The sequence below is a fragment of the Devosia sp. Root413D1 genome (assembly GCF_001425235.1).
Taxonomy (GTDB): domain Bacteria; phylum Pseudomonadota; class Alphaproteobacteria; order Rhizobiales; family Devosiaceae; genus Devosia_A.
This window is the reverse complement of record NZ_LMEA01000012.1, coordinates 374,088-393,131: the sequence shown is the minus strand read 5'-3', so window position 1 is coordinate 393,131 and position 19,044 is coordinate 374,088. Positions and strand designations below refer to the sequence as shown.

Sequence of the window (19,044 nt, the reverse complement as noted above, 5' to 3'; positions counted from 1 at the left end):
ATGGCCTTCGCCGCCGCCAGCTTCGGCACCGTCCACTATCGGCTCAGCGGCCAGCCGCGCGGCCTGCCGATCGTCTTCTGCAACTCGCTCGGTACCGACATCCGCATCTGGGATGCGGTGGTCGACGAGCTGGCGCCGGACTACCGGCTGGTCAACTACGACAAGCGGGGACACGGCCTGTCGAGCGTACCGCCCGGTCCCTACAGTATCGCCGAACTCGCCGCCGATCTGCGCGAACTGGTCGACACATTGGAGATCGACCGCTTCGCGCTGGTCGGTATTTCCGTCGGCGGGTTGATCGCCCAGCGTTTCGCCCTCGATCATCCCCGGCGGATCACCGGCCTTGTCCTTTGCGACACGGCGACGAAGATCGGCGACGCGGCCTTGTGGTCGGGCCGCATTGGGGCGATCGAGGCCGACGGACTCGACGCCATCGCCGATAGCGTGATGCAGCGCTGGTTCCCCGACGCGCTGCGCGCCGGCCGCGCGGCCGAGATAGAAGGCTGGCGCAACCTGCTGCTCCGCACGCCCAAAGCGGGCTATCTCGGCACCTGCGCCGCGCTGCGCGATGCCGACCTCACCGCCGAGATCGGCGATATCAAGCAGCCGACACTGGTACTCGCCGGCGCTGCCGACCAGTCGACCCCGGTCGAACTTGTGCGCGCCATGGCGGAGCGTCTGCGCGCCGTGCACTTTGCCGCCATCGAAGATGCCGGCCACCTGTCGTGTATCGACCAGCCGCAGCGCGTGGCCGGGCTCATTCGCGACTATCTCCTGGAGGTTGGCCATGCCTGACCCGTTCGACATCGGCATGCAGACCCGCCGCGCCGTGCTGGGCGACGCCCATGTGGACCGTGCCGAAGCGGCGAAGACGCCGTTCGACGCCGATTTCCAGGCCTTCATCACCGAGGGCGCCTGGGGCTCTGTGTGGGCGCGCCCGGGGCTGACGAAACGCGAGCGCTCGCTGGTCACCATCGCGCTGCTCGCCGCGCTCGGCCACGACGAGGAGGTGGCGATGCACGTGCGCGCCACCGTCAACACCGGCGCGACGCCCGACGACATCAAGGAGGCGCTCCTGCACGTGGCCGTTTATGCCGGAGTGCCGGCTGCCAACCGGGCATTTCGCATCGCCAAGCGAGAACTGGAGACGCGGCCATGAGCATCGTCCCGCCTTATGGTGACGAAGGCCAACTCTACCAGCGCGACCGCGCCTGGCATCCACCAGCGGACACCCCGGGCTACAAGAGCACGACACTGCGGGCGCCCAGACAGGCGCTGCTGGCGCTGGGGCAAACGAAATCCGAACTCACCGGCCCGACCTTCGGGCACGGCATCATCCAGCCGCTCGACAATGATCTGATCCGCAATTTCAGCCAGGACGGGGGTGAGGCGATCGGGCAGCGCCTGATCGTCTACGGCCAGGTGCTTGACGAGAACGCCCGGCCGGTGCGCGGCACGCTGGTGGAATTCTGGCAGGCCAATGCCGGCGGCCGCTACCGGCATAAGCGCGAGGGCTATGTCGCGGCGCTCGACCCCAATTTCGGCGGCTGCGGCCGCGCCATCACCGACGATGACGGCTACTATCACTTCCGCACCATCAAGCCGGGCGCCTACCCATGGCCGAATGGCGGCAATGACTGGCGGCCGGCACATATCCATTTCTCGGTGTTCGGCCACGCCTACGCGCAGCGGCTGATCACCCAGATGTATTTCGAGGGCGACCCGATGATCTGGCAGGATCCGATTGCGCTGGCGATCCCGGATCGCGTTGCGGTGGAGCAGTTGATCGCCCGGTTGGACCGGCACAACACCACGCCGATGGACGCCCTGGCCTACCGCTTCGACATCGTGCTGCGAGGGCGCCGCTCCACGCTGTTCGAGAACCGGATGGAGGGCAACTAATGCTCAACCGGCTGCCGCCGCTCAAGGAGAGCCCGTCGCAGACGGCCGGCCCCTATGTGCACATCGGGATGACGCCCAGCCTCGAGGGGATAGGTGGCCCGAACCGGCCCGACCTCGGCTCGGGACCGATCGCCGCCGGTGATGGTCCGCGCGTCACCATTGCCGCGTCGATCCATGACGGGTCCGGTGCGCCGCTCGGTGATGCGGTCGTCGAACTCTGGCAGGCCGACAGCGACGGCGTGCATCGGCAGGGCTGGGGGCGCGCCGCTTGCGACGGGGCAGGGGCGTTCGCGTTTGATACGGTGAAGCCCGGTCGGGTCATCGGTCCCGACGGCCAGCCGATGGCGCCACATGTCTCGTTGTGGATCGTAGCGCGCGGCATCAATATGGGGCTGCAGACGCGGCTCTATTTCGACGATGAGACAGCCGCCAATGCGGTTGACCCGGTGCTCAGCCGCATCATGGACCCGCGCCGGCGCCAAACGCTGATCGCCAGGCGATCGGAGGTCGACGGCCGAGCCCGCTATGATCTTGCCATTCGTCTGCAGGGCGAGGGTGAGACGGTGTTCTTCGACTTCTAGGACTTTTGCCATGGACAAGACGGTTCCCGATCTCGCCGCGGCCATCGCCGGCATTGACGATGGCATGACGCTGATGATCGGCGGCTTCGGCGGGGCCGGGGCGCCGATCGAGCTGATCCACGCCCTGATCGACCGCTTCAAGGCGACCGGCAGGCCCGGCAACCTCACGCTCATCAACAACAATGCCGGCAATGGCCGCATCGGCATCGCCGCAATGATCGATGCCGGGATGGTCAGCAAGATGGTCTGCTCGTTTCCGCGTTCGTCCGACCCGCGCGCCTTCACCGAGAAGTATCTGGCCGGCGAGATCGCCCTGGAGCTGGTGCCGCAGGGCACGCTGGCCGAGCGCATCCGGGCCGGTGGCGCCGGCATTCCGGCGTTCTATACCCCGACCAGTTTCGGCACCGACCTCGCAGCAGGCAAGCCGACTGCCGAGTTCGAGGGTCGGATGTATGTCGAGGAGCGCTGGCTGAAGGCCGACGCGGCGCTGCTCAAGGCCGAGCGTGCCGACACCATGGGCAACCTCACCTACCGCAAGGCGGCGCGGAACTTCTCGCCCCTGATGGCGGCAGCGGCGAGGCTCACCATCGTCCAGGCAAGCGAGGTGGTGGCGCCCGGCGAAATCGACCCCGAGCAGGTGATCACCCCCGGCATCTTCGTCACGCGGGTGGTCGTCGTTCCCGCCCCGCAACAGGAAGAGGCGCTGATCCGCGTCGGAGCAGCCTACCAATGAGCAAGCTTTCCAACGCCCAGATCGCCTGGCGGGCAGCGCAGGACATCGAGGACGGCGCCTATGTCAATCTCGGCATCGGCTTTCCCGAAATGGTGGCGAAGTTCCAGCCGCCGGGCCGGCAGGCGATTTTCCACACCGAGAACGGCATCCTCAACTTCGGCGAGAGCCCGGCCGAGGGCGAGGAAGACTGGGACCTGATCAATGCCGGCAAGAAGGCTGTGACGCTGCGGCCGGGCGCCGCCTTCTTCCACCACGCCGATAGCTTTGCCATGGTGCGCGGCGGCCATCTCGACGTGGCCATCCTCGGTACCTACGAGGTGGCCGAGAACGGCGATCTCGCCAACTGGTCGACCGGCCCGAAGGGAGTGCCGGCGGTCGGTGGCGCGATGGACTTGGTGCATGGAGCCAAGCGCGTGGCGGTGATCACTGACCATGTCACCAAGGATGGCCGGCCCAAGCTGGTCAAGCGCTGCAGTCTGCCGCTGACCGGCGTCGGCTGCGTGACGCGGGTCTATAGCAGCCTTGCCGTCATCGACATCGAAGCTGGGCGTTTCGTATTGCGCGAGAAGCTGGCCGGGATGAGCATCGACGAGTTACAGGCGGTGACCGGCGCCGAACTGCTTGTTACCGCCAATGTCGGCGACCTCGTCACCCCGGAGCTGTGAGATGGCCGAAGCCTTCATTTGCGCCTTCCGCCGCACCCCGATCGGCCGCTTTGGCGGCGCCCTCGCCTCCGTCCGGCCCGACGACCTGGGTGCCGTGGCGCTCAAGGCACTGCTCGCGGAACATACCGGCGTGGACTGGGACGCTGTGGACGACGTGATCTTCGGCTGCGCCAACCAGGCCGGCGAGGACAATCGCAATGTCGCTCGCATGGCATTGCTGCTGGCCGGCCTGCCGGTCGGGATTTCCGGCACCACCATCAACCGGCTTTGCGGTTCTGGCATGGACGCGGTCATCACCGCCGCCCGCGCCATCAAGGCCGGCGAGGCTGAACTCATCGTCGCCGGTGGCGTCGAGTCGATGAGCCGCGCGCCGTTCGTTTTGCCCAAGGCCGAGAGCGCGTTTTCGCGCCATGCCGAGATTTACGACACCACGCTGGGCTGGCGCTTCATCAACCCGGTGCTCGAGGCGCAGTACGGCGTCGATTCGATGCCCGAAACCGCCGAGAACGTCGCCGAAGCTTTCGGCGTCAGCCGCGCCGACCAGGACGCCTTCGCGCTGCGCAGCCAGCAGCGGGCGGTCGCGGCCCAGGGCAACGGACGGTTGGCGAGGGAAATCGTGCCGGTCAGCATCATCAGGCGTAAGGGCGACCCGCTGCTCGTAGACAGCGACGAGCACCCGCGCGCCGATACCACGCTCGAGGCTTTGGCTCGACTGCCGACGCCGTTCCGCGAGGGCGGCACCATCACCGCCGGCAACGCCTCCGGTGTCAACGATGGCGCCGCTGCGCTGATCATCGCGTCCGAGGCAGCTGCGACGAGGTACGGCCTCACTCCGATTGCCCGGGTGCTCGGCGGCTGCGCCGCCGGCGTGCCACCGCGCATTATGGGCGTCGGTCCCGCCCCGGCGACCCGGCGGCTTTGCGCTCGGCTCGGCCTCACGCCGCAGGATTTCGACATCATCGAACTCAACGAGGCGTTTGCCAGCCAGGGCATCGCTGTGCTGCGTGAACTGGGGATTGCCGAGGACGCCCCGCACGTCAATCCGAACGGCGGCGCCATCGCCCTGGGACACCCGCTCGGGATGTCCGGCGCCCGTCTCACTGGCACTGCCGCGCTCGAGCTGTCGCTGAGCGGCGGCAAGCTGGCCCTTGCGACCATGTGCATCGGTGTCGGACAGGGCATCGCCATGGCCCTTGGGTCAGTCTGATGTCTCGGCTGCTCGGGGCATTGGCGGGCGATCCGGAGCTCGAGGCGCTGCTGTCGGACGAGGTGCAGCTCACGGCAATCCTGCGCTTCGAGGTTGCCTTGGCGCAGTCTGAGGCGGAGGCCGGCCTGATCGATGAGGTTGCGGCCCAGGAGATCGCGCTGGCTGTGGAGCAGTTCGTCCCCGACTGGCCCGGGCTGCTGGCGGGAATGGCGCGGGATGGCGTGGTGGTGCCGGCGCTGCTGTCACAGCTTCGCGCCGCCCTCCCGGCGTCAAGCCGGCCAGCGTTGCATTGGGGCGCGACCAGCCAGGACGCGATCGACACTGCCCTCGTGCTGCAGCTCCGGGATATTCTGCCGGTGCTGCAAAGCCGTATCGACACAGTTAGGATGCAACTCGCAAGCCTCGTCGAGCAACACGGTGCCACCGCCGTGATGGCACACACGCGGATGCAGGCCGCGTTGCCGTTCACCGTAGCCGACAAGCTCCGCAGTTGGGACGAGGCGTTGGCGCGGCACCGGGCGACACTTGCCGCACTGTCCCCGGATCTGCTCGTTGTCCAGCTCGGCGGTCCGATCGGCAATCGATCCAGCTTTGAGGGGCAGGGCGACCGCGTTGCCGAAGCGCTGGCAAGCCGCCTCGACCTCGGCGCCGCACCGTGCTGGCACACGGTGCGAGATCGGCTGATCGGCCTCGGCGCGCGGGTAGCAATGCTCGCTGGAACGCTGGGAAAGATCGGCACTGACCTCGCGCTGATGGCGCAGAGCGAGGTCGGCGCGGTAACCCTCGCTGCGGGCGGTACGTCGTCAGCGATGTCGCACAAGAACAATCCAGTGAAGGCCGAATTGCTGGTGGCGCTGGCGCACCACACCGCCGGTCTCTCCGGCACGCTCACCCACGCGATGCTGCACGAGAACGAACGGTCTGGCGCCGCCTGGACTCTGGAATGGCTGACCCTGCCGGCCCTGCTCGTCAGCACTGGCGCCAGCCTGAGGCTGGCGTCTGCGCTGTTACAGGAGGTTGTCGGCTTTGGAGAGGCGGCCCCATAGTCCGGCACGGCCGGGGCGGTGACGTCTACCGATTAGAGCGCCGGCCCAGTTGCCTTCGCTGCGATGACACCCAGTCTGGTGGGCCGCTGGCAGCGCTGCCGTGCCTCAGGCGATCCGCCCGAACCACAGCATCGACAGCGCCGCGGCGGCCATGGCCAGCAGCGCGCCAACCCCGGCGAAGACGAAGGCGATCTCGGTCAGTTTCTTCTCGCTGATCAGCCGGGTGGAGAGCGAGTCGTAGACCCCGGCGAGGTCGGAGGCGCTGGTCGCCTCGTAATACTCGCCCTCCGTGGCGTCGGCGATTGCTTGCAGCGTCGTCGCATCGAGCTGCGCTCGCATCGAGCGGCCGCCGAAATCCACCACGTCGCCCGAGGCCGAGCCGAACCCCACGGTGAACACCTTGACCCCATAGTCGCCGGCCAGCCGGCCGGCGGCGACCGGGTCAGGGCCCGTGGTGGTTGCGCCGTCAGTGAGGAGGATCACCACCGCGCTTTCGTACGAGCCGGGTTCGACCGGCATATGCTTGGCCGGCGGCTCCGTCGCTGTCCCGCTCAGCAGCCCGTCGGCGCCGCTGGTCGCGCCGAAGCGTTCGCCGCCGAAGCTCGGCAGCCCCAACTGGTCGCGCTGGTTGCCGCTGCCGTCGAGGTCAAAGTTCTGGTCGGGGAAGATGGTGGCCAGCGCCACCAGCACCCCGGAGCCCACCGCGGTGCCCCGCCTCAGATCAAAACTGTTGATCGCCTGGTACAGCGCCTCGCGGTCGATGGTCGGCGCCTGCACCAGCACCGCCGCCGAGGCAAAGGCAACGATGCCGACCTGCACGTCGGCGGGCTGCTTGCGGATGAACTCCTTGGCCGCCTCCTGCGCCGCGACGATGCGCGATGGCTCGACGTCGCGGGCCCGCATCGAGCCCGACACATCCATCGAGAGGATCACTGTCGCCCGCGACGAAGCCAGCTCCACCACCGCGGCCGGCCGGGCCACGGCAACGATCAGCACCGTGAGCGCTGCCAGCAGCAGCAGAGGGGGCACATGTCGGCGCCAGCCGACGCCCTTGCCCATCGCCTGCTTGACGATGGCGAGGTTGGCGTAGCGCAACGCCGCCCTCTTCCGGCGCCGCAGCATCCAGACATAGGCGCCGATCAGCAGCGGCACCAGGAGCAGCAGCCAGAGCATGTCCATCCAGATGAAGGTCATCGCGTCACCACCGTCAAAACCGTCCCACCCCCGCCATGGGGTCGGGGCCTAGGCGCCCGCCATCGCGGGCAGATTGCCACCACCACCCAGCCGCGACTGCACCTTGCGCATATGTGAAAAGCGCAGCACCGCATCGACCAGGTCGTCCGAAGTCGAAAGTTCCAGCACGTCGAGCCCCGCCGCCGCGAAGGCTTCCATCTGGGCCTCCTCATTGGCGGCCGCCGCGGCGACGAAGCGCCGGCGGAACCCCTTGTCCACCGTGTCAACGAACAGTTGCTCGCCGGTTTCCGCATCCTGGAACAGCAGCATGCCGACATCGGGCAGCGCCATGTCGAGCGGATCGAGCAGCCGCACCGCCACCGCCTCATGCCGCTGGCTCAACCGGAACAGCCCGCGCTCCCAGCCCGGCTGCGAGATAAAATCGGAGACCACGAAGACAATCGAGCGCCGCCGCATCACCGACATCGCCCGGCCGATAAAGGCGTTGAGATCGGTTTCGGGCGAGCGCAGCAGCCGCGGGTTGGCCAGCACCTTGTCGATCAGGTGCAGCACATGCCGCCGACCTGTGTGCGGCGGGATCACATAGTCCGATTGCCCGTTGAACAGGATCGCCCCAACCTTGTTGCCCTGCCGGGTCAACAGCCGCGTCAGCACCGCCGCGAACTCGGTGAGCATCTGTCGCTTGGTCACCTGGTCGGAGCCGAAATCCACCGATGGGCTGAGGTCGAGCAGGAACCAGGCGGTGACGTCGCGGTCCTCGTTGTAGATCCTGACATGCGGCACCTGGGTGCGCGCCGTGACGTTCCAGTCGATATGCCGGACGTCGTCATAGGTCTGGTATTCGCGCAGGTCGGCGAAATCGAGCCCGAAGCCGCGGAACAGCGTGCGATAATCCCCCTGCAGCAACCCGTCGAGTTTGCGGATCACTGTCCACTCGAGGCGACCGAGGAGCTTTTCAGCCTGCTGCGGCGATGCGGACATGCGCCTCCAGGGGTTTTTCGGGAGCGGGAATGGCCTTGAGGACCTGGCCGATGATCTGGTCGGGCGTGATCGATTCCGAGATCGCCTCGTAGGAGAGGACGATCCTGTGCCGCAGCACGTCCGGGGTGACATCGAGCACGTCCTCAGGCAGCACGTATTCGCGGCCACGCAGGAACGCCAGCGCCCGCCCCGCTTCGATCATGTTGATCGAGGCGCGCGGGCTCGCGCCATAGGTCAGGAAGCGTTGCATGTCGCCGAGCCCGGCCGCCGCCGGGTTGCGGGTGGCGCTCACCACCTTGACCGCGAACTGGATCAGCGAGGGGTCGACGAACAGGCTGTGGCACTTGGCCTGCAGGGCCACCAGTTGCTCGGTGGTCGCCACTCGCGTCACCGCCTGCATGAGGCCGGTGACGCGCGAGACGATGACGAATTCCTCCTCTTCGCTCGGATAGCCGACGAGGACCTTCATCATGAACCGGTCGACCTGCGCCTCGGGCAGCGGATAGGTGCCCTCGGTCTCGATCGGGTTTTGTGTCGCCATGACGACGAACGGGTTGGGCACCTTGTGTGTCTCGCCGGCGATAGTGACCTGGCGCTCCTGCATCACCTCTAGCAGGGCGCTCTGCACCTTGGCGGGGGCGCGGTTGATTTCGTCGGCCAGCAACAGGTTGCAGAATACCGGGCCCAGCGTGGTCGAGAAGTCGCCAGTCTTCTGGTTGTAGATGCGGGTGCCGACCAGATCCGACGGCACCAGGTCGGGGGTGAACTGCACCCGCTTGAACTTGCCCTGGATCACGTCGGCCAGCGTGTTGACGGTCAGCGTCTTGGCCAGCCCCGGCACGCCTTCGACCAGCAGGTGCCCCTTGGCGAGCAGCGCCACCAGCACCCGTTCGAGGAAATGGTCCTGCCCGACCACGACTTTCTTCACCTCGTACAGCACCTGCTCCATCAGTGAAGCGGCGGCGGTGCCGGAGTCTTTCGATGTGTCGACCATTTTCTCCGTCGGGGTTCGGGTGGAGCGTGGTCAGCAAAAGTTGCAGACTTTTGCGGTTCGACCGCGCGACAAAAAACAACTGAACTAGAGCGGGTTTTCTCCTGCCGCCGCGGCGGCGTTTTCGATCGGCACGGCAAAGCCGATGCCGGCAAAAGTGCGAAGTCCGGATGGGTTGAGAATGGCGGTGACGATCCCCACCACCTCGCCGTCGCCATTGACCAGCGGTCCGCCCGAGTTACCCGGGTTGGCCGCCGCATCGAACTGAATGAGGTTCTGCAGCTTGGGCTCGCCGTTCTCAGCCAGCGCCCGCCCGAGCCCCGACACGACGCCGGCCGAAGCCGACGGGCCGATGCCGAACGGGAAGCCGACTGCCACCACCTCGTCGCCCGGGTTGAGGCCGGCGCTGGTCGCCAGCGTCGCGGGCTCGAGTTCGTTGGGCAGGTTCAGCGGCCGGATGATCGCCAGGTCGCTCTCCGGCCGTGCCCCGATGATCATCGCCTCGGATTCGCTGCCATCCCAGAACTGTACCCGCAGCTTCTTGGCAGCCCCCGCCACATGGAGGTTGGTGAGGATGGTGCCCTGGTCGTCGATGACGACGCCGGTGCCGACCGCCGTGAACCGTTCGTGGAAATCCTCTTCCACCTTGCCTTCGGCAGGGATCTCGGCCTGGCCCTCGGGCTTGGCGACCGACGGGTCGTCGGTGCTGTCTTCGTAGCCGTCGACCCGCACCACCGACTTGATCACCGTCGCATAGGCTACCGACTCGATCGAGGGTCCGCGCGGCCGCTCGTCCACCACCTTGTTGACCGCGGTCATGAACTGCCAGTCGCTGATCCGCTGCGGGTCGGGGGCGACGAGATCATAGGCGCCGATCAGCGCAAGCGTCACCAGCGCTCCGGCGCCCACCAGCACCGGGCCCTGGTGCCGCTGGTAGAGCGCACTCCACCACTGACTGACACGAAACCGCAATGTCGGTTGGGTAGTCTCTTGGGGATCATCGAGATAGACCGGACTGACACCGTCGCGCGCCACCCAAGCGGAACCGGCCGTGTTCCGCGGCCTCTGTGACCGGCTATAGAGTGGTCGCCGTCGGGTCACCAAAACGCTCCCGCGCTCGAGTACAGGCCATCCCCTCCCTCGATCAGCAGGCTAGTCCCAGCCGTAGCCATGCAGCAAGGCGCAAGGTTGCATCAGCTGTGGCCGCTCTCTGAAATGTGAGAGTTGTGTCAACCCGCCGGGCGGGTCGCGGCGCGCGTCATTTCCTGTGTGCGCGTCAGCACATAGGCGAGCCCGACCAGGAGCAGCAGGCCGCTGCCGAGCAGCAGCGTATCGAGCAGCAGGCCGCCCCCGACGCCGGTCTTTACCGCCTGCAGCAACAGGCTCAGCACCGTCCCTGTCGCAAATACCGCCAGCCCCTGCCGCCCCATCAGCCGCAGCGGCGTCATGAGCGGCGACTCGGCGATCCGGTACATCACGCCAAGCGAGGCGACGACATAGAACAGCGCCAGCGCATGCAGCAGTCGGGGCAGGGCGAGGAAGGTCTTGTCGAACCAGGTGACGTAGAACGGCAGCCCGAGCTTGCTGAGCAAACTAAGCCCCTGCCGGCCGAGATCGCCGAGCGGCGGAACCTTCACCCACAGCAGCACGAATAACAGGAACGCTGCGGCCAACCCGAACAGCACCGGGCTTTTCGGCACAAACCGCCGCCCCTGCTTCATCGCCATGCCCGACAGCAGGCCGATGACGAACAGGATCTGCCAGGAGAACGGATTGAAGAACCAGCCGCCCTGCGTCGGGAAGTTCGGCAGGTTGAGCCGGAACTGGCCGGCAACCGCCCAGACGAGGATCGAGCCGAGCATCGTCTGCACCGGCCAGCGCAAGCCCAGTGCAATCACCAGCGGCGTCGCCAGCAGCAGCGTCATGTAAAGCGGCAGGATGTTGAGATAGCCCAGCTGGTGCGTCAGCAGCGGCAGCCCGATCATCGTCTGCAGCGGGAAGCCGAAGATCGGCGCGATGTTGTTCTTTTCCAGCACCTCGTCGAGCCCGAACCACCACGCCGCGCCGGCGAAAATGGCAAGCGCGATCATGGTGATGCTCAGGTGCACGAAATAGAGCTGCCGCGCCCGCGCCCACACCTTGGCGATCGCCGGCCACAGCGGGCCGCTGACGAAACGTCCGGAATAGGCGAGGCCGGCGGCGAGCCCCGACATGAACACGAACGCCTCGGCGGCATCCGAGAAACCGAAATTCCGGCTGGTCAGGGTCTCGTAAAAGGTCCCCGGCACGTGGTTGATGAAGATCATCACCAGCGCCAGCCCGCGGAACATGTCGAGCCGCGCATCGCGCCCAGCGCGCGGTGTCGCCCGCTCGTCGGTCACGGCGAAGCCGGCAAAGGCCTTGAGGCGCTCCATGAGCGGAGCGCGCTTCAGCGTGGCGAGGGTCTCAGGCATGGACGGTGGCCGTTCCGGCAATGGGCTCGGCGAGGGCAGGGCCCGGCTGCGTCCAACTGAGGAAGATCCGCTGCTGCTCGACAATGATCGGCGCGGGGGCGCTCTCGCTGGTGGTGGTGAAGAGGATCGGCTTCCGCCCGCTGGCGATGCCGTGCGAGGTGGCCGCGATCAACAGCGGCGCGCCGATCGCCGGCAGCGCCACCGGCAGCAGCCAGGGCACCAGGTCGCTGGCGAAGGCGGTCGAGATTGCCAGCACCGCGGCGCCCGCCACCATCACCCACCAGCTCGCCGCGAACGCCGTCGAAAGGCTCACCCGGCCTTCGTCGCGATTGGTCGCCGGCCAGCCGCCGTCGAGCCCGAACAGGATCTCGATCACCGCCTTGCTCTGGAAGCACAGCATGATCGGCGCCAGGAGCGTCGAGATGACGATCTCGGCGACCACCGACAGCGCCGCCCGGATCGTTCCGCCGAAGCCACGGTTGCGACCGCCCAGCGTCGAGCGCACGAGGATCAGGAATTTCGGCAACAGCAGCGCCACGCCAACCGCGACGGCCAGCACCCAGATGCCGGTCTCATTGTCGCGCCACCAGTATTTGCTCGGCAGCGCCGCCGCGAGAATGCTGGCCGCCATGAGCGCGAGCCACAGTGGCGAGGCGGCATAGGCCATGATGCCCTGGATGAAGGTGAAGCGGCTCCAGACTTTCAGGTCCGGCGCGCCCAGCACCCGCCGGTGCTGCAGGTTGCCCTGGCACCAACGCCGGTCGCGCTTGGCATACTCGATCAGGTTTTCCGGGCCCTCCTCATAGGAACCGCCCAGATACGGGTCGACCTCGACCTTCCAGCCGGCGCGCGACAACAGCGCCGCCTCGACATAGTCGTGGCTGAGGATGTGCCCGCCATGCGGCGGCTTGCCCGACAGCACCGGCAACCCGCAGCTCGCGGCGAAGGCCGGCACCCGCACGATGGCGTTGTGGCCCCAGTATGGCCCTTCCTCGCCCTGCATCAGCGCCGTGCCGCGGGCGAAATAGGGGGAGAGATAGGCCGCCGAGAACTGCATCACCCGGCCGAACAGGCTATGGGCGTGGATCACCTCGGGCACCGTCTGCAGCAATCCGAGCCGCGGATCGTCATCCATGCGCCTGGCCATCGCGGCGATCGTCGCGCCATCCATCAGGCTGTCGGCATCGAGGATCAGCGCATAGTCGTAGGCACCGCCCGAGCGCGAGATGAAATCTTCGATATTGCCGGCCTTCTTGCCGATATTCCGCTCGCGCCGGCGATAGAACACCCGGCCTTCGGCCATCGGTTCACTCAGCAGCTGCTCGAACCAGACGATCTCCTCTGCGGCCACTTCCTCTCGGTTGCTGTCCGACAGGATGGCGAAATGGAAGCGGTCGGCGAGCCCCAGGTTGACGATGCTGCGGTTCATCGCTGCGACGCGCGAAAAGCTTGCCGCCGCATCCTCGTTGTAGACCGGCATCAGGATCGCCGTCATGCCGAGCGGTCGTCCGGCGCTGCCCGTAACCCGCCTGGGTGGCGCGAGGATCCCCAGCACCCCGGCAACACCACCCCACACCAGCCAGAATCCGACCAGCGTGAACAGCGTCGTGCGCAGCACGTCGAGCGGGCTGGTGCCGTCATTGCCGATGAAGCGCATGTACAGCCAGCCGCCGCCAAGGCTCAAGAGCGCTGCTGCGCCCAGAGCCAGGGCTCGGGTCAGGTGGGCTTTCGCCATCTATCGGGGCCCTGTGGTCGGCATGGGTGAGGCTCCTGGAGCGCGTTCAGGAAAAGTTGTGAGACTTTTCCGGCTCGAACGCGCGACAAGTCAAAACCGTCAGAACCGCGGCAACGCGGCGGCGAAGGCGGCCCGCAACGTCAGCAACAGTGAGCTGCGCCGCCGCTCCAGCACCTGTTTGGGCATGGCCAGCGGAGCATCGGGAAGCGCGCCCGAGAAAACGTCGGAACGGTCGTGCTTCATGCCAGTGCCCTCCACTGATAGAGCCAGGTTTCGCTGATCGTCCGGCCGGTGCTGACGATATTGGCCTTGAGCTCGACCGGCTCGCTGCCCTCGATCATCACATCGAGCGCCAGCCGCCACACGCCGTTGGCGTCGACCTTCGACAGCGCCGTCGAAGTGATCTCGCCCGAACTTGCCGTCGCGACGACATCGAGCTTGGCCTCGGTCGGCATGGCCGTCAGTTCGCCGCCGGCGAAGTCGATGACGAACTTTCTGAGCTTCGCGTCATTGGCAACGCCCGACACGCCGCCCTGGCCGGCCCTAGTTTCCACCACATGCGCCAGCGGCGCATCGTCCTTGGGCAACAGGTCGCCCCAGATCAGCCGGTAGCGGAACTCGCGTGCGTCGCCGGCCTTGATCGGCTCGGACGGCACCCAGAACGCCACGATATTGTCCTCGGCCTCGAGCCGCGACGGCGCCTCGATCAGCCGCACATTGCCCTGGCCCCAGTCGCCGACCGGCTCGACCCGAGCCGACGGCCGCCGCTCGTAATGGGCGCCGGCATCCTGGTAGGTCTCGAAACTGCGATCGCGCTGGTACAGCCCGAAGGCCCGCGGGTTGTTCTCCCACAGGTACGAGTTGCCCAGTTGCGGCGTATTGTTGAGCGGCCGCCAGAACACCTCGCCGCCATCGCGTTCGACGATCAGCCCGTTGCTGTCATGCACCTGCGGCCGGTAGTCGTCGAAGCTCGAGCGGTTGGTCTCGGCGAACAGGAACATCGAGGTGAGCGGCGCGATGCCGATCTCGCCGATATCGGCGCGGAAGAACAGCCGCGCCGTGATGTCGATCGCCGTCTCCTGCGCGCTGTCGCTCGCCGGAGTGATTTCAAAGCGATAGGCGCCGGTGACGCTCGGGCCCTCGAGGCTCGCATAGGCGACCAGCGGCTTGCCCTCGCTCGGGCGCTCCAGCCAGAACGCCGAAAAGCGTGGGAACTCTTCCGGTCCCGCTTGCCACGAGTTGATCGCGAGGCCGCGGGCGCTGAGGCCGTAGATGTTGTTCCGCCCCAGCGCCCGGAAGTAGCTCGAGCCGAGGAACGAGACCAGCTCGTCCATCTTGTCGGCAACGTTGACGGGGTAATTGATGCGCACGCCGGCGATCCCGGGGAACGCCTCGGCCGCCGCTTCCTGGCCCATCGCCTGGTCGTAGAACATGAAATCGGCGTTGGAGAAGCCGAACGGCGATGCCTGGCCGTCGACCACCTCGAACACCCCCACCGGCTCCTTGAACAGCCAGCCCATCGGGAAGGCGTGCACTTGGAAGCCCGAATTGTTGTCGAGCCAGCGCGCGTGCTGCGCGTCGAACTGGATCTTGCGGTAGCCGTCATAGTCGAGGCCGGCGAACAGCTTGGGCAATTCCGGCACGGCCGGGTTGAACGGCTCCGCCGCCATTAAGCGCATCCGCTCGGTCAGCACGTCATAGTCAAACGCTTCCGTCTCGCTCTCCTGAGCGAAGGCGACACGGGTGAGGGAGGTGGTGGAGAGGAGCGCCGCCATTGCGGCAGCAGCCCGGAGAAAGGCTCGCCGATCGAGCCGATGGTGAGAAACAGAAAACATGCACTATCGCTATGGAGGGATCGGGATACCAAACACGAATTCCGCAACGCCGTTGAGCGCCGAAAGTTGTCGCATAGGAGCTATGCACCGGCGGAATGGATATGATTTCGCCGCAATGCGTTACGAGTTCTGGCCGTTTCCGCACCCGGAATGCATCAATGAGCGACGCTGTCGCACTGCGTCCCCCACGAACCCTGCCGCTTGGCGTCGTCCTGATCCTGATCCCGCTGGCTCTGGCCATTGCCGGGCTCGCCATCCGCTACCTGGCCTTTGCCGCCACTGTCCCGGATGCCTCGATCGCCAATTTCGCGCAGGGCATGTGCCGGTGGGATTGCTCCTGGTACGTGAAGCTGTCGCAGACCGGCTACGATCCGTTCCCGGTGCCGACAATGATCAACGCCGGCAACTGGGCCTTCTTCCCGCTCTACCCAATCCTCGTCGCCATCGTCCGCACGCTGACGGGCCTGCAGACCATCGTCGCTGCCACCGGCCTCTCGATCCTTCTGTGTGTCGCCTCGGCCCGCGTCGCCTGGCCGCTGCTCGGCAAGGACCTGCGCGCCTACACGCTGTTCTCGGCCTTCCTCCTGGCCGGCCCGTTCTCGATCTGGCTCACCACCTTCTATACCGAGGTGCTGTTCCTGTTCCTCAGCCTCTGCGTCTTCGCGGCGCTGCAGAACAAGCAGTTCCTGCTGGCCGGCCTGTTCGCCGCACTGCTCTCGGCCACCCGTATCGTCGGGGTGTTCATCGTCTTCGCCATCCTGATCGCGATCTGGCAGGCCCACCGCGCCAATGGCGGCAGCTGGCGCGATTTCATCCCGGCCGTGCTGAAGCGTCCCGAGCAGCTGCTGGCGCTGTTCATCGCGCCGCTCGGCCTCTTCGCCTACATGGCCTACCTCCACTTCCACATCGGCGACGCCCTGGCCTTCAGCCATGTGCAACGCGCCTGGTCCCGTCCGACGGGCAACCCGTTGGTGTTCGTCTGGAACGCCCTCACCAGCTTCCCGCGAGAAGGGTGGATGCCGACGCCGCCGCAGCAGCTCGCCGTAGCGGTGCTGGTCGGCTATGCGCTGTCGATCGTGCTGCTGGTGCGAAAGCGCTACGGCATGGCGGTCTATTCGCTGATCTGCCTGACCCTGCCGCTGTTCGCCGGCATGGCTTCGGTGCTCCGCTTCACCGCGGCGCTGGCGCCGATGCCGCTGATGCTCACCGAACTCCTGGCCAGCCGCCGCTGGCTCTTCGCCGTGGCGCTGCTCGGCCTGCTCGCCGGCGGCTATTTCACCACCATCGGCTGGCTGACGGGGTATCTGAGCCTTGTCTAATCCGCTTCGCCTCGCCGCCTACATCCTCGTCGGTCTCGTCGCGCTGTTCGAACTCGGCGTGGTCTGGCTCATGCTGCACCCCAACGTGCCGCCCGACTACCGCGCCTACTACCTCGACAAGACGACCACCTGCCTCAACCAGCCGGTCAGTGGCAGCTACACCCTTGGCACGACCGTCCGCTTCACCCCTGAGGACAAGGACGCCGCCAAGCTGATCCGGGTCTGCGGTCTTGAGGGTCCGACCGGCGACGGCAACCATGCCGTCGGCACCAGCGCCCGCTTGCGCTTCGCCTATGCCGAGCCCGCCACGGCGCTGACCCTGCAGCTATCGATGGTCGCGATCCAGAAAGGGGGCGCGACTGTCCCGCAGCGCGTCGAGATCGTTGCCGACGGCACGCTGCTCGATACCGTCTCGCTCAATGCGCCCACCCCGCAGCAGTTCTCACTGCCGCTCCCAGCGCCTGCCGATGGCAAGCTCGAGCTCGAGCTGCGCTTCCCCGATGCAGTGCAGATGGGCCCGACCGATCCGGACAACCGCCTGCGCTCGATCAAGCTGCTGTCCGCGGCGCTTCTCCCCGCCTGAAACTTTCCTTAACCGATCGGTTGACAACCATCATTGCGAGGTGTATTCAACCAGTAAGTTATCAACTTGAGGGTTGAGCAATGGACTGCGTCGAACTCACCGGCACTGCGCCGACCAAGACCTCCGCCGTCACCACGCCGGCGAACGATCCTGTCATCCTCATCGCCCGCAGCTTCGAGGCACCGCGCAGCCTGGTCTGGCGCTGCTACACCGAGCCGCGCCACCTGGTGCATTTCTGGGGCCCGAAAGGCGCCACCAATCCGGTGAGCGAGGTCGACCTGCGCGTCGGCGGCGCCTGGCGCCAGGTGATGCGCTTCGGCGCCGGCCACGAGTACGGCTATACCAGCGCCTACCTTGAGATTTCACCGGTCGAGCGGCTGGTCTGGCGCGATGCCCCCGAGGGCTACCGCTTCGGCGACGAGCTGCCGCCCGCCGAGATGGTCACCGAGCTGACCCTCACCCAGACGGGCCGCCTCACCAGCGTCCATGTCACCGTCCGCTTCACCTCGCTGCTCGCCCGCGACCAGGCCGTCAAGCAGGGCTTCGCCACCACCGTCAGCGAGGGCAGCGACAAGCTCGACCTCTACCTCTTCACCCTCCGCGCCACCGCGGCGTTCCAGCAGGAGTAACCGCCATGAACACCTTCACCTCTCGCGACGGCACGAAAATCGCCTACGACGTGCGCGGCTCCGGCCCGGCCGTCATCCTGATCGACGGCGCCTGGTGCGGCCGCAATATGGGCCCGATGCCCAAGCTGGCGCCGCTGCTCGCCCCGCACTTCACCGTCTACAACTATGATCGGCGCAGCCGCGGCGACAGCGATGTCTCGACCGATTATTCGCCCGACCGCGAGTACGAGGACCTCGCCGCGCTGATCGACATCGCCGGCGGCTCGGCCAGTCTCTACGGCACCTCGTCCGGTGGTGCGATCGCACTGTTCGCCGCCGCCCGCGGCCTGCCGGTCGATCGGCTCGCCATCTTCGAGCCGCCCTTCACCGATGTCCCCGGCGGCAGGCCGATGCCGCGTGGCTACCAGGTCGAAGTCGAGCGTCTCGCCGCCCAGGACCGCCGGCCCGACCTTGCCAAGTACTTCATGGTCAAGATGATCGGCATGCCCTCGATCATGATGCCGATGATGCGGCTCAACCCGCACTGGAAGGCGATGCTGCACAATGCCCTCAGCCTGCCGCACGATACCGCGGTGATGGAAGGCTACGGTTTCCCCACCGAGGCGGCCCGCTCGATCCGCGTCCCGACCATCATCATGAGCGGCGACAAGACCTTCAGGCAGCTCAAGGAACCGGTCCGCCTCGCCCGCGAAACTATCCCCGGCGCCCGCTTCGCTTCGCTGCCGGGCCAGAGCCACGACGCGGCGGCCGAGCTCGTCGCTCCCGTGCTGATCGACTTCTTCTCCGGCGCCGATACCGCGCGCGCCGCTGCCTGACCCCAAGAGACCGAAATGACCGACCACCTGTCCACCACGCTTTCTGCCCTCGCCGACCCCACCCGTCGCGGCATCCTGGCCCGGCTGGCGCTCGGCGAGGCCACGGTCAGCGAACTGGCCGAGCCCTACGACATGTCGATGGCCGCCGTCTCCAAGCACCTCAAGGTGCTCGAGAAGGCCGGGCTGATCTCCCGCGGCAAGGAAGCCCAATGGCGTCCGTGCCGGCTCGAGGCCGCCCCGATGGCCGAGGTCGCGGACTGGGTCGAGAACTACCGCCGCTTCTGGGACGAGAGCCTCGATCGCCTCGGCGATTACCTGGCCGAACTGCAGAAGGGAGACCCCGGCGGCTCCCGGAACTGATCCGGTAGCCCGCTT

21 protein-coding genes are annotated in these 19,044 nt (G+C 66.9%); 13 read left to right on the top strand and 8 right to left on the bottom strand.

Annotated features, from left to right (window positions below):
* The 8 genes from pcaD to ASC89_RS24200 are packed head-to-tail and all read left to right on the top strand — an operon-like array spanning window position 1 to window position 6,134.
* Window positions 1–795: a 3-oxoadipate enol-lactonase gene (pcaD, locus tag ASC89_RS24235; RefSeq protein ID WP_056002793.1), complete on the top strand. Its 795-nt coding sequence runs from the start codon at window positions 1–3 to the stop codon at window positions 793–795.
* Window positions 788–1,159 (top strand): 4-carboxymuconolactone decarboxylase, encoded by a 372-nt coding sequence (gene pcaC, locus ASC89_RS24230; protein ID WP_056002790.1) that lies wholly within the window; start codon window positions 788–790, stop codon window positions 1,157–1,159. The genes pcaD and pcaC overlap by 8 nt, the downstream gene beginning before the upstream one ends.
* On the top strand, window positions 1,156–1,902 hold the full coding sequence (gene pcaH / locus ASC89_RS24225; RefSeq protein WP_056002788.1) for a protocatechuate 3,4-dioxygenase subunit beta: 747 nt from the start codon (window positions 1,156–1,158) through the stop codon (window positions 1,900–1,902). The genes pcaC and pcaH overlap by 4 nt, the downstream gene beginning before the upstream one ends.
* Window positions 1,902–2,483 carry a protocatechuate 3,4-dioxygenase subunit alpha gene (gene pcaG / locus ASC89_RS24220; protein WP_056002785.1) on the top strand — a complete coding sequence of 194 codons (582 nt, stop codon included), beginning with the start codon at window positions 1,902–1,904 and terminating at the stop codon, window positions 2,481–2,483. The genes pcaH and pcaG overlap by 1 nt, the downstream gene beginning before the upstream one ends.
* 10 nt (window positions 2,484–2,493) lie before the next feature.
* Complete coding sequence (locus tag ASC89_RS24215; protein ID WP_055885457.1) at window positions 2,494–3,216, top strand: 3-oxoacid CoA-transferase subunit A; 723 nt, start codon at window positions 2,494–2,496, stop codon at window positions 3,214–3,216.
* Window positions 3,213–3,881 carry a 3-oxoacid CoA-transferase subunit B gene (locus ASC89_RS24210; RefSeq protein WP_055885453.1) on the top strand — a complete coding sequence of 223 codons (669 nt, stop codon included), beginning with the start codon at window positions 3,213–3,215 and terminating at the stop codon, window positions 3,879–3,881. Before ASC89_RS24215 ends, ASC89_RS24210 begins: the two co-directional genes overlap by 4 nt.
* 1 nt (window position 3,882) lies before the next feature.
* Window positions 3,883–5,088, top strand: coding sequence for a 3-oxoadipyl-CoA thiolase (pcaF, locus tag ASC89_RS24205; RefSeq protein WP_056002782.1), 1,206 nt, complete (start codon window positions 3,883–3,885; stop codon window positions 5,086–5,088).
* Entirely contained in the window at window positions 5,088–6,134 is a 1,047-nt protein-coding gene (locus tag ASC89_RS24200; protein ID WP_055885448.1) for a 3-carboxy-cis,cis-muconate cycloisomerase, read from the top strand. Before pcaF ends, ASC89_RS24200 begins: the two co-directional genes overlap by 1 nt.
* 105 nt (window positions 6,135–6,239) lie before the next feature.
* Here ASC89_RS24200 and ASC89_RS24195 read toward each other — a convergent pair whose 3' ends face one another.
* The 8 genes from ASC89_RS24195 to ASC89_RS24165 all read right to left on the bottom strand — a co-directional run bounded on the left by ASC89_RS24195 (window position 6,240) and on the right by ASC89_RS24165 (window position 15,323).
* Complete coding sequence (locus ASC89_RS24195; protein ID WP_055885443.1) at window positions 6,240–7,328, bottom strand: VWA domain-containing protein; 1,089 nt, start codon at window positions 7,326–7,328, stop codon at window positions 6,240–6,242.
* A 48-nt stretch (window positions 7,329–7,376) separates the two neighbouring features.
* Window positions 7,377–8,309 (bottom strand): DUF58 domain-containing protein, encoded by a 933-nt coding sequence (locus ASC89_RS24190; protein WP_055885440.1) that lies wholly within the window; start codon window positions 8,307–8,309, stop codon window positions 7,377–7,379.
* The gene (locus ASC89_RS24185; protein ID WP_056002778.1) at window positions 8,284–9,303 is read right to left on the bottom strand and encodes a MoxR family ATPase; all 1,020 of its coding nucleotides are present in this window, start codon (window positions 9,301–9,303) and stop codon (window positions 8,284–8,286) included. The genes ASC89_RS24190 and ASC89_RS24185 overlap by 26 nt, the downstream gene beginning before the upstream one ends.
* An 84-nt stretch (window positions 9,304–9,387) precedes the next feature.
* Entirely contained in the window at window positions 9,388–10,272 is an 885-nt protein-coding gene (locus tag ASC89_RS24180; protein WP_200940480.1) for a S1C family serine protease, read from the bottom strand.
* Between the two features lie 257 nt (window positions 10,273–10,529).
* Complete coding sequence (locus ASC89_RS24175; protein WP_197421394.1) at window positions 10,530–11,753, bottom strand: OpgC family protein; 1,224 nt, start codon at window positions 11,751–11,753, stop codon at window positions 10,530–10,532.
* Entirely contained in the window at window positions 11,746–13,488 is a 1,743-nt protein-coding gene (gene mdoH / locus ASC89_RS24170; protein ID WP_055885434.1) for a glucans biosynthesis glucosyltransferase MdoH, read from the bottom strand. Before mdoH ends, ASC89_RS24175 begins: the two co-directional genes overlap by 8 nt.
* 99 nt (window positions 13,489–13,587) lie before the next feature.
* Window positions 13,588–13,731, bottom strand: a complete 144-nt coding sequence (locus ASC89_RS28620; protein ID WP_156384757.1) for a hypothetical protein — start codon at window positions 13,729–13,731, stop codon at window positions 13,588–13,590.
* Window positions 13,728–15,323, bottom strand: a complete 1,596-nt coding sequence (locus ASC89_RS24165; RefSeq protein WP_055885431.1) for a glucan biosynthesis protein — start codon at window positions 15,321–15,323, stop codon at window positions 13,728–13,730. The genes ASC89_RS28620 and ASC89_RS24165 overlap by 4 nt, the downstream gene beginning before the upstream one ends.
* Before the next feature lie 158 nt (window positions 15,324–15,481).
* Here ASC89_RS24165 and ASC89_RS24160 point away from each other — a divergent pair, with 158 nt between their 5' ends.
* From ASC89_RS24160 to ASC89_RS24140, 5 genes are all read left to right on the top strand, one after another.
* On the top strand, window positions 15,482–16,642 hold the full coding sequence (locus ASC89_RS24160; protein ID WP_055885427.1) for a hypothetical protein: 1,161 nt from the start codon (window positions 15,482–15,484) through the stop codon (window positions 16,640–16,642).
* Window positions 16,635–17,225, top strand: coding sequence for a hypothetical protein (locus tag ASC89_RS24155; RefSeq protein ID WP_055885422.1), 591 nt, complete (start codon window positions 16,635–16,637; stop codon window positions 17,223–17,225). The genes ASC89_RS24160 and ASC89_RS24155 overlap by 8 nt, the downstream gene beginning before the upstream one ends.
* Before the next feature lie 80 nt (window positions 17,226–17,305).
* Window positions 17,306–17,854, top strand: a complete 549-nt coding sequence (locus ASC89_RS24150) for an SRPBCC domain-containing protein (RefSeq protein ID WP_056002771.1) — start codon at window positions 17,306–17,308, stop codon at window positions 17,852–17,854.
* 5 nt (window positions 17,855–17,859) lie between these two features.
* The gene (locus ASC89_RS24145; protein WP_056002767.1) at window positions 17,860–18,669 is read left to right on the top strand and encodes an alpha/beta fold hydrolase; all 810 of its coding nucleotides are present in this window, start codon (window positions 17,860–17,862) and stop codon (window positions 18,667–18,669) included.
* A gap of 15 nt (window positions 18,670–18,684) precedes the next feature.
* Window positions 18,685–19,029: a helix-turn-helix transcriptional regulator gene (locus tag ASC89_RS24140; RefSeq protein ID WP_055885411.1), complete on the top strand. Its 345-nt coding sequence runs from the start codon at window positions 18,685–18,687 to the stop codon at window positions 19,027–19,029.
* Window positions 19,030–19,044: the final 15 nt, after the last annotated feature.

What these genes read in the sequence shown, in the direction of transcription:
- pcaF (WP_056002782.1), top strand. Translation starts at nt 3,883, where the DNA reads ATGGCCGAAGCCTTCATTTGCGCCTTCCGCCGCACCCCGATCGGCCGC.
- ASC89_RS24150 (WP_056002771.1), top strand. Translation starts at nt 17,306, where the DNA reads ATGGACTGCGTCGAACTCACCGGCACTGCGCCGACCAAGACCTCCGCC.
- ASC89_RS24185 (WP_056002778.1), bottom strand. Translation starts at nt 9,303, where the DNA reads ATGGTCGACACATCGAAAGACTCCGGCACCGCCGCCGCTTCACTGATG.
- ASC89_RS24195 (WP_055885443.1), bottom strand. Translation starts at nt 7,328, where the DNA reads ATGACCTTCATCTGGATGGACATGCTCTGGCTGCTGCTCCTGGTGCCG.
- ASC89_RS24140 (WP_055885411.1), top strand. Translation starts at nt 18,685, where the DNA reads ATGACCGACCACCTGTCCACCACGCTTTCTGCCCTCGCCGACCCCACC.
- pcaC (WP_056002790.1), top strand. Translation starts at nt 788, where the DNA reads ATGCCTGACCCGTTCGACATCGGCATGCAGACCCGCCGCGCCGTGCTG.
- mdoH (WP_055885434.1), bottom strand. Translation starts at nt 13,488, where the DNA reads ATGGCGAAAGCCCACCTGACCCGAGCCCTGGCTCTGGGCGCAGCAGCG.
- ASC89_RS24210 (WP_055885453.1), top strand. Translation starts at nt 3,213, where the DNA reads ATGAGCAAGCTTTCCAACGCCCAGATCGCCTGGCGGGCAGCGCAGGAC.
- ASC89_RS24215 (WP_055885457.1), top strand. Translation starts at nt 2,494, where the DNA reads ATGGACAAGACGGTTCCCGATCTCGCCGCGGCCATCGCCGGCATTGAC.
- ASC89_RS24175 (WP_197421394.1), bottom strand. Translation starts at nt 11,753, where the DNA reads ATGCCTGAGACCCTCGCCACGCTGAAGCGCGCTCCGCTCATGGAGCGC.
- ASC89_RS24200 (WP_055885448.1), top strand. Translation starts at nt 5,088, where the DNA reads ATGTCTCGGCTGCTCGGGGCATTGGCGGGCGATCCGGAGCTCGAGGCG.
- ASC89_RS24190 (WP_055885440.1), bottom strand. Translation starts at nt 8,309, where the DNA reads ATGTCCGCATCGCCGCAGCAGGCTGAAAAGCTCCTCGGTCGCCTCGAG.
- pcaG (WP_056002785.1), top strand. Translation starts at nt 1,902, where the DNA reads ATGCTCAACCGGCTGCCGCCGCTCAAGGAGAGCCCGTCGCAGACGGCC.
- ASC89_RS24160 (WP_055885427.1), top strand. Translation starts at nt 15,482, where the DNA reads ATGAGCGACGCTGTCGCACTGCGTCCCCCACGAACCCTGCCGCTTGGC.
- pcaD (WP_056002793.1), top strand. Translation starts at nt 1, where the DNA reads ATGGCCTTCGCCGCCGCCAGCTTCGGCACCGTCCACTATCGGCTCAGC.
- pcaH (WP_056002788.1), top strand. Translation starts at nt 1,156, where the DNA reads ATGAGCATCGTCCCGCCTTATGGTGACGAAGGCCAACTCTACCAGCGC.
- ASC89_RS24165 (WP_055885431.1), bottom strand. Translation starts at nt 15,323, where the DNA reads ATGTTTTCTGTTTCTCACCATCGGCTCGATCGGCGAGCCTTTCTCCGG.
- ASC89_RS28620 (WP_156384757.1), bottom strand. Translation starts at nt 13,731, where the DNA reads ATGAAGCACGACCGTTCCGACGTTTTCTCGGGCGCGCTTCCCGATGCT.
- ASC89_RS24145 (WP_056002767.1), top strand. Translation starts at nt 17,860, where the DNA reads ATGAACACCTTCACCTCTCGCGACGGCACGAAAATCGCCTACGACGTG.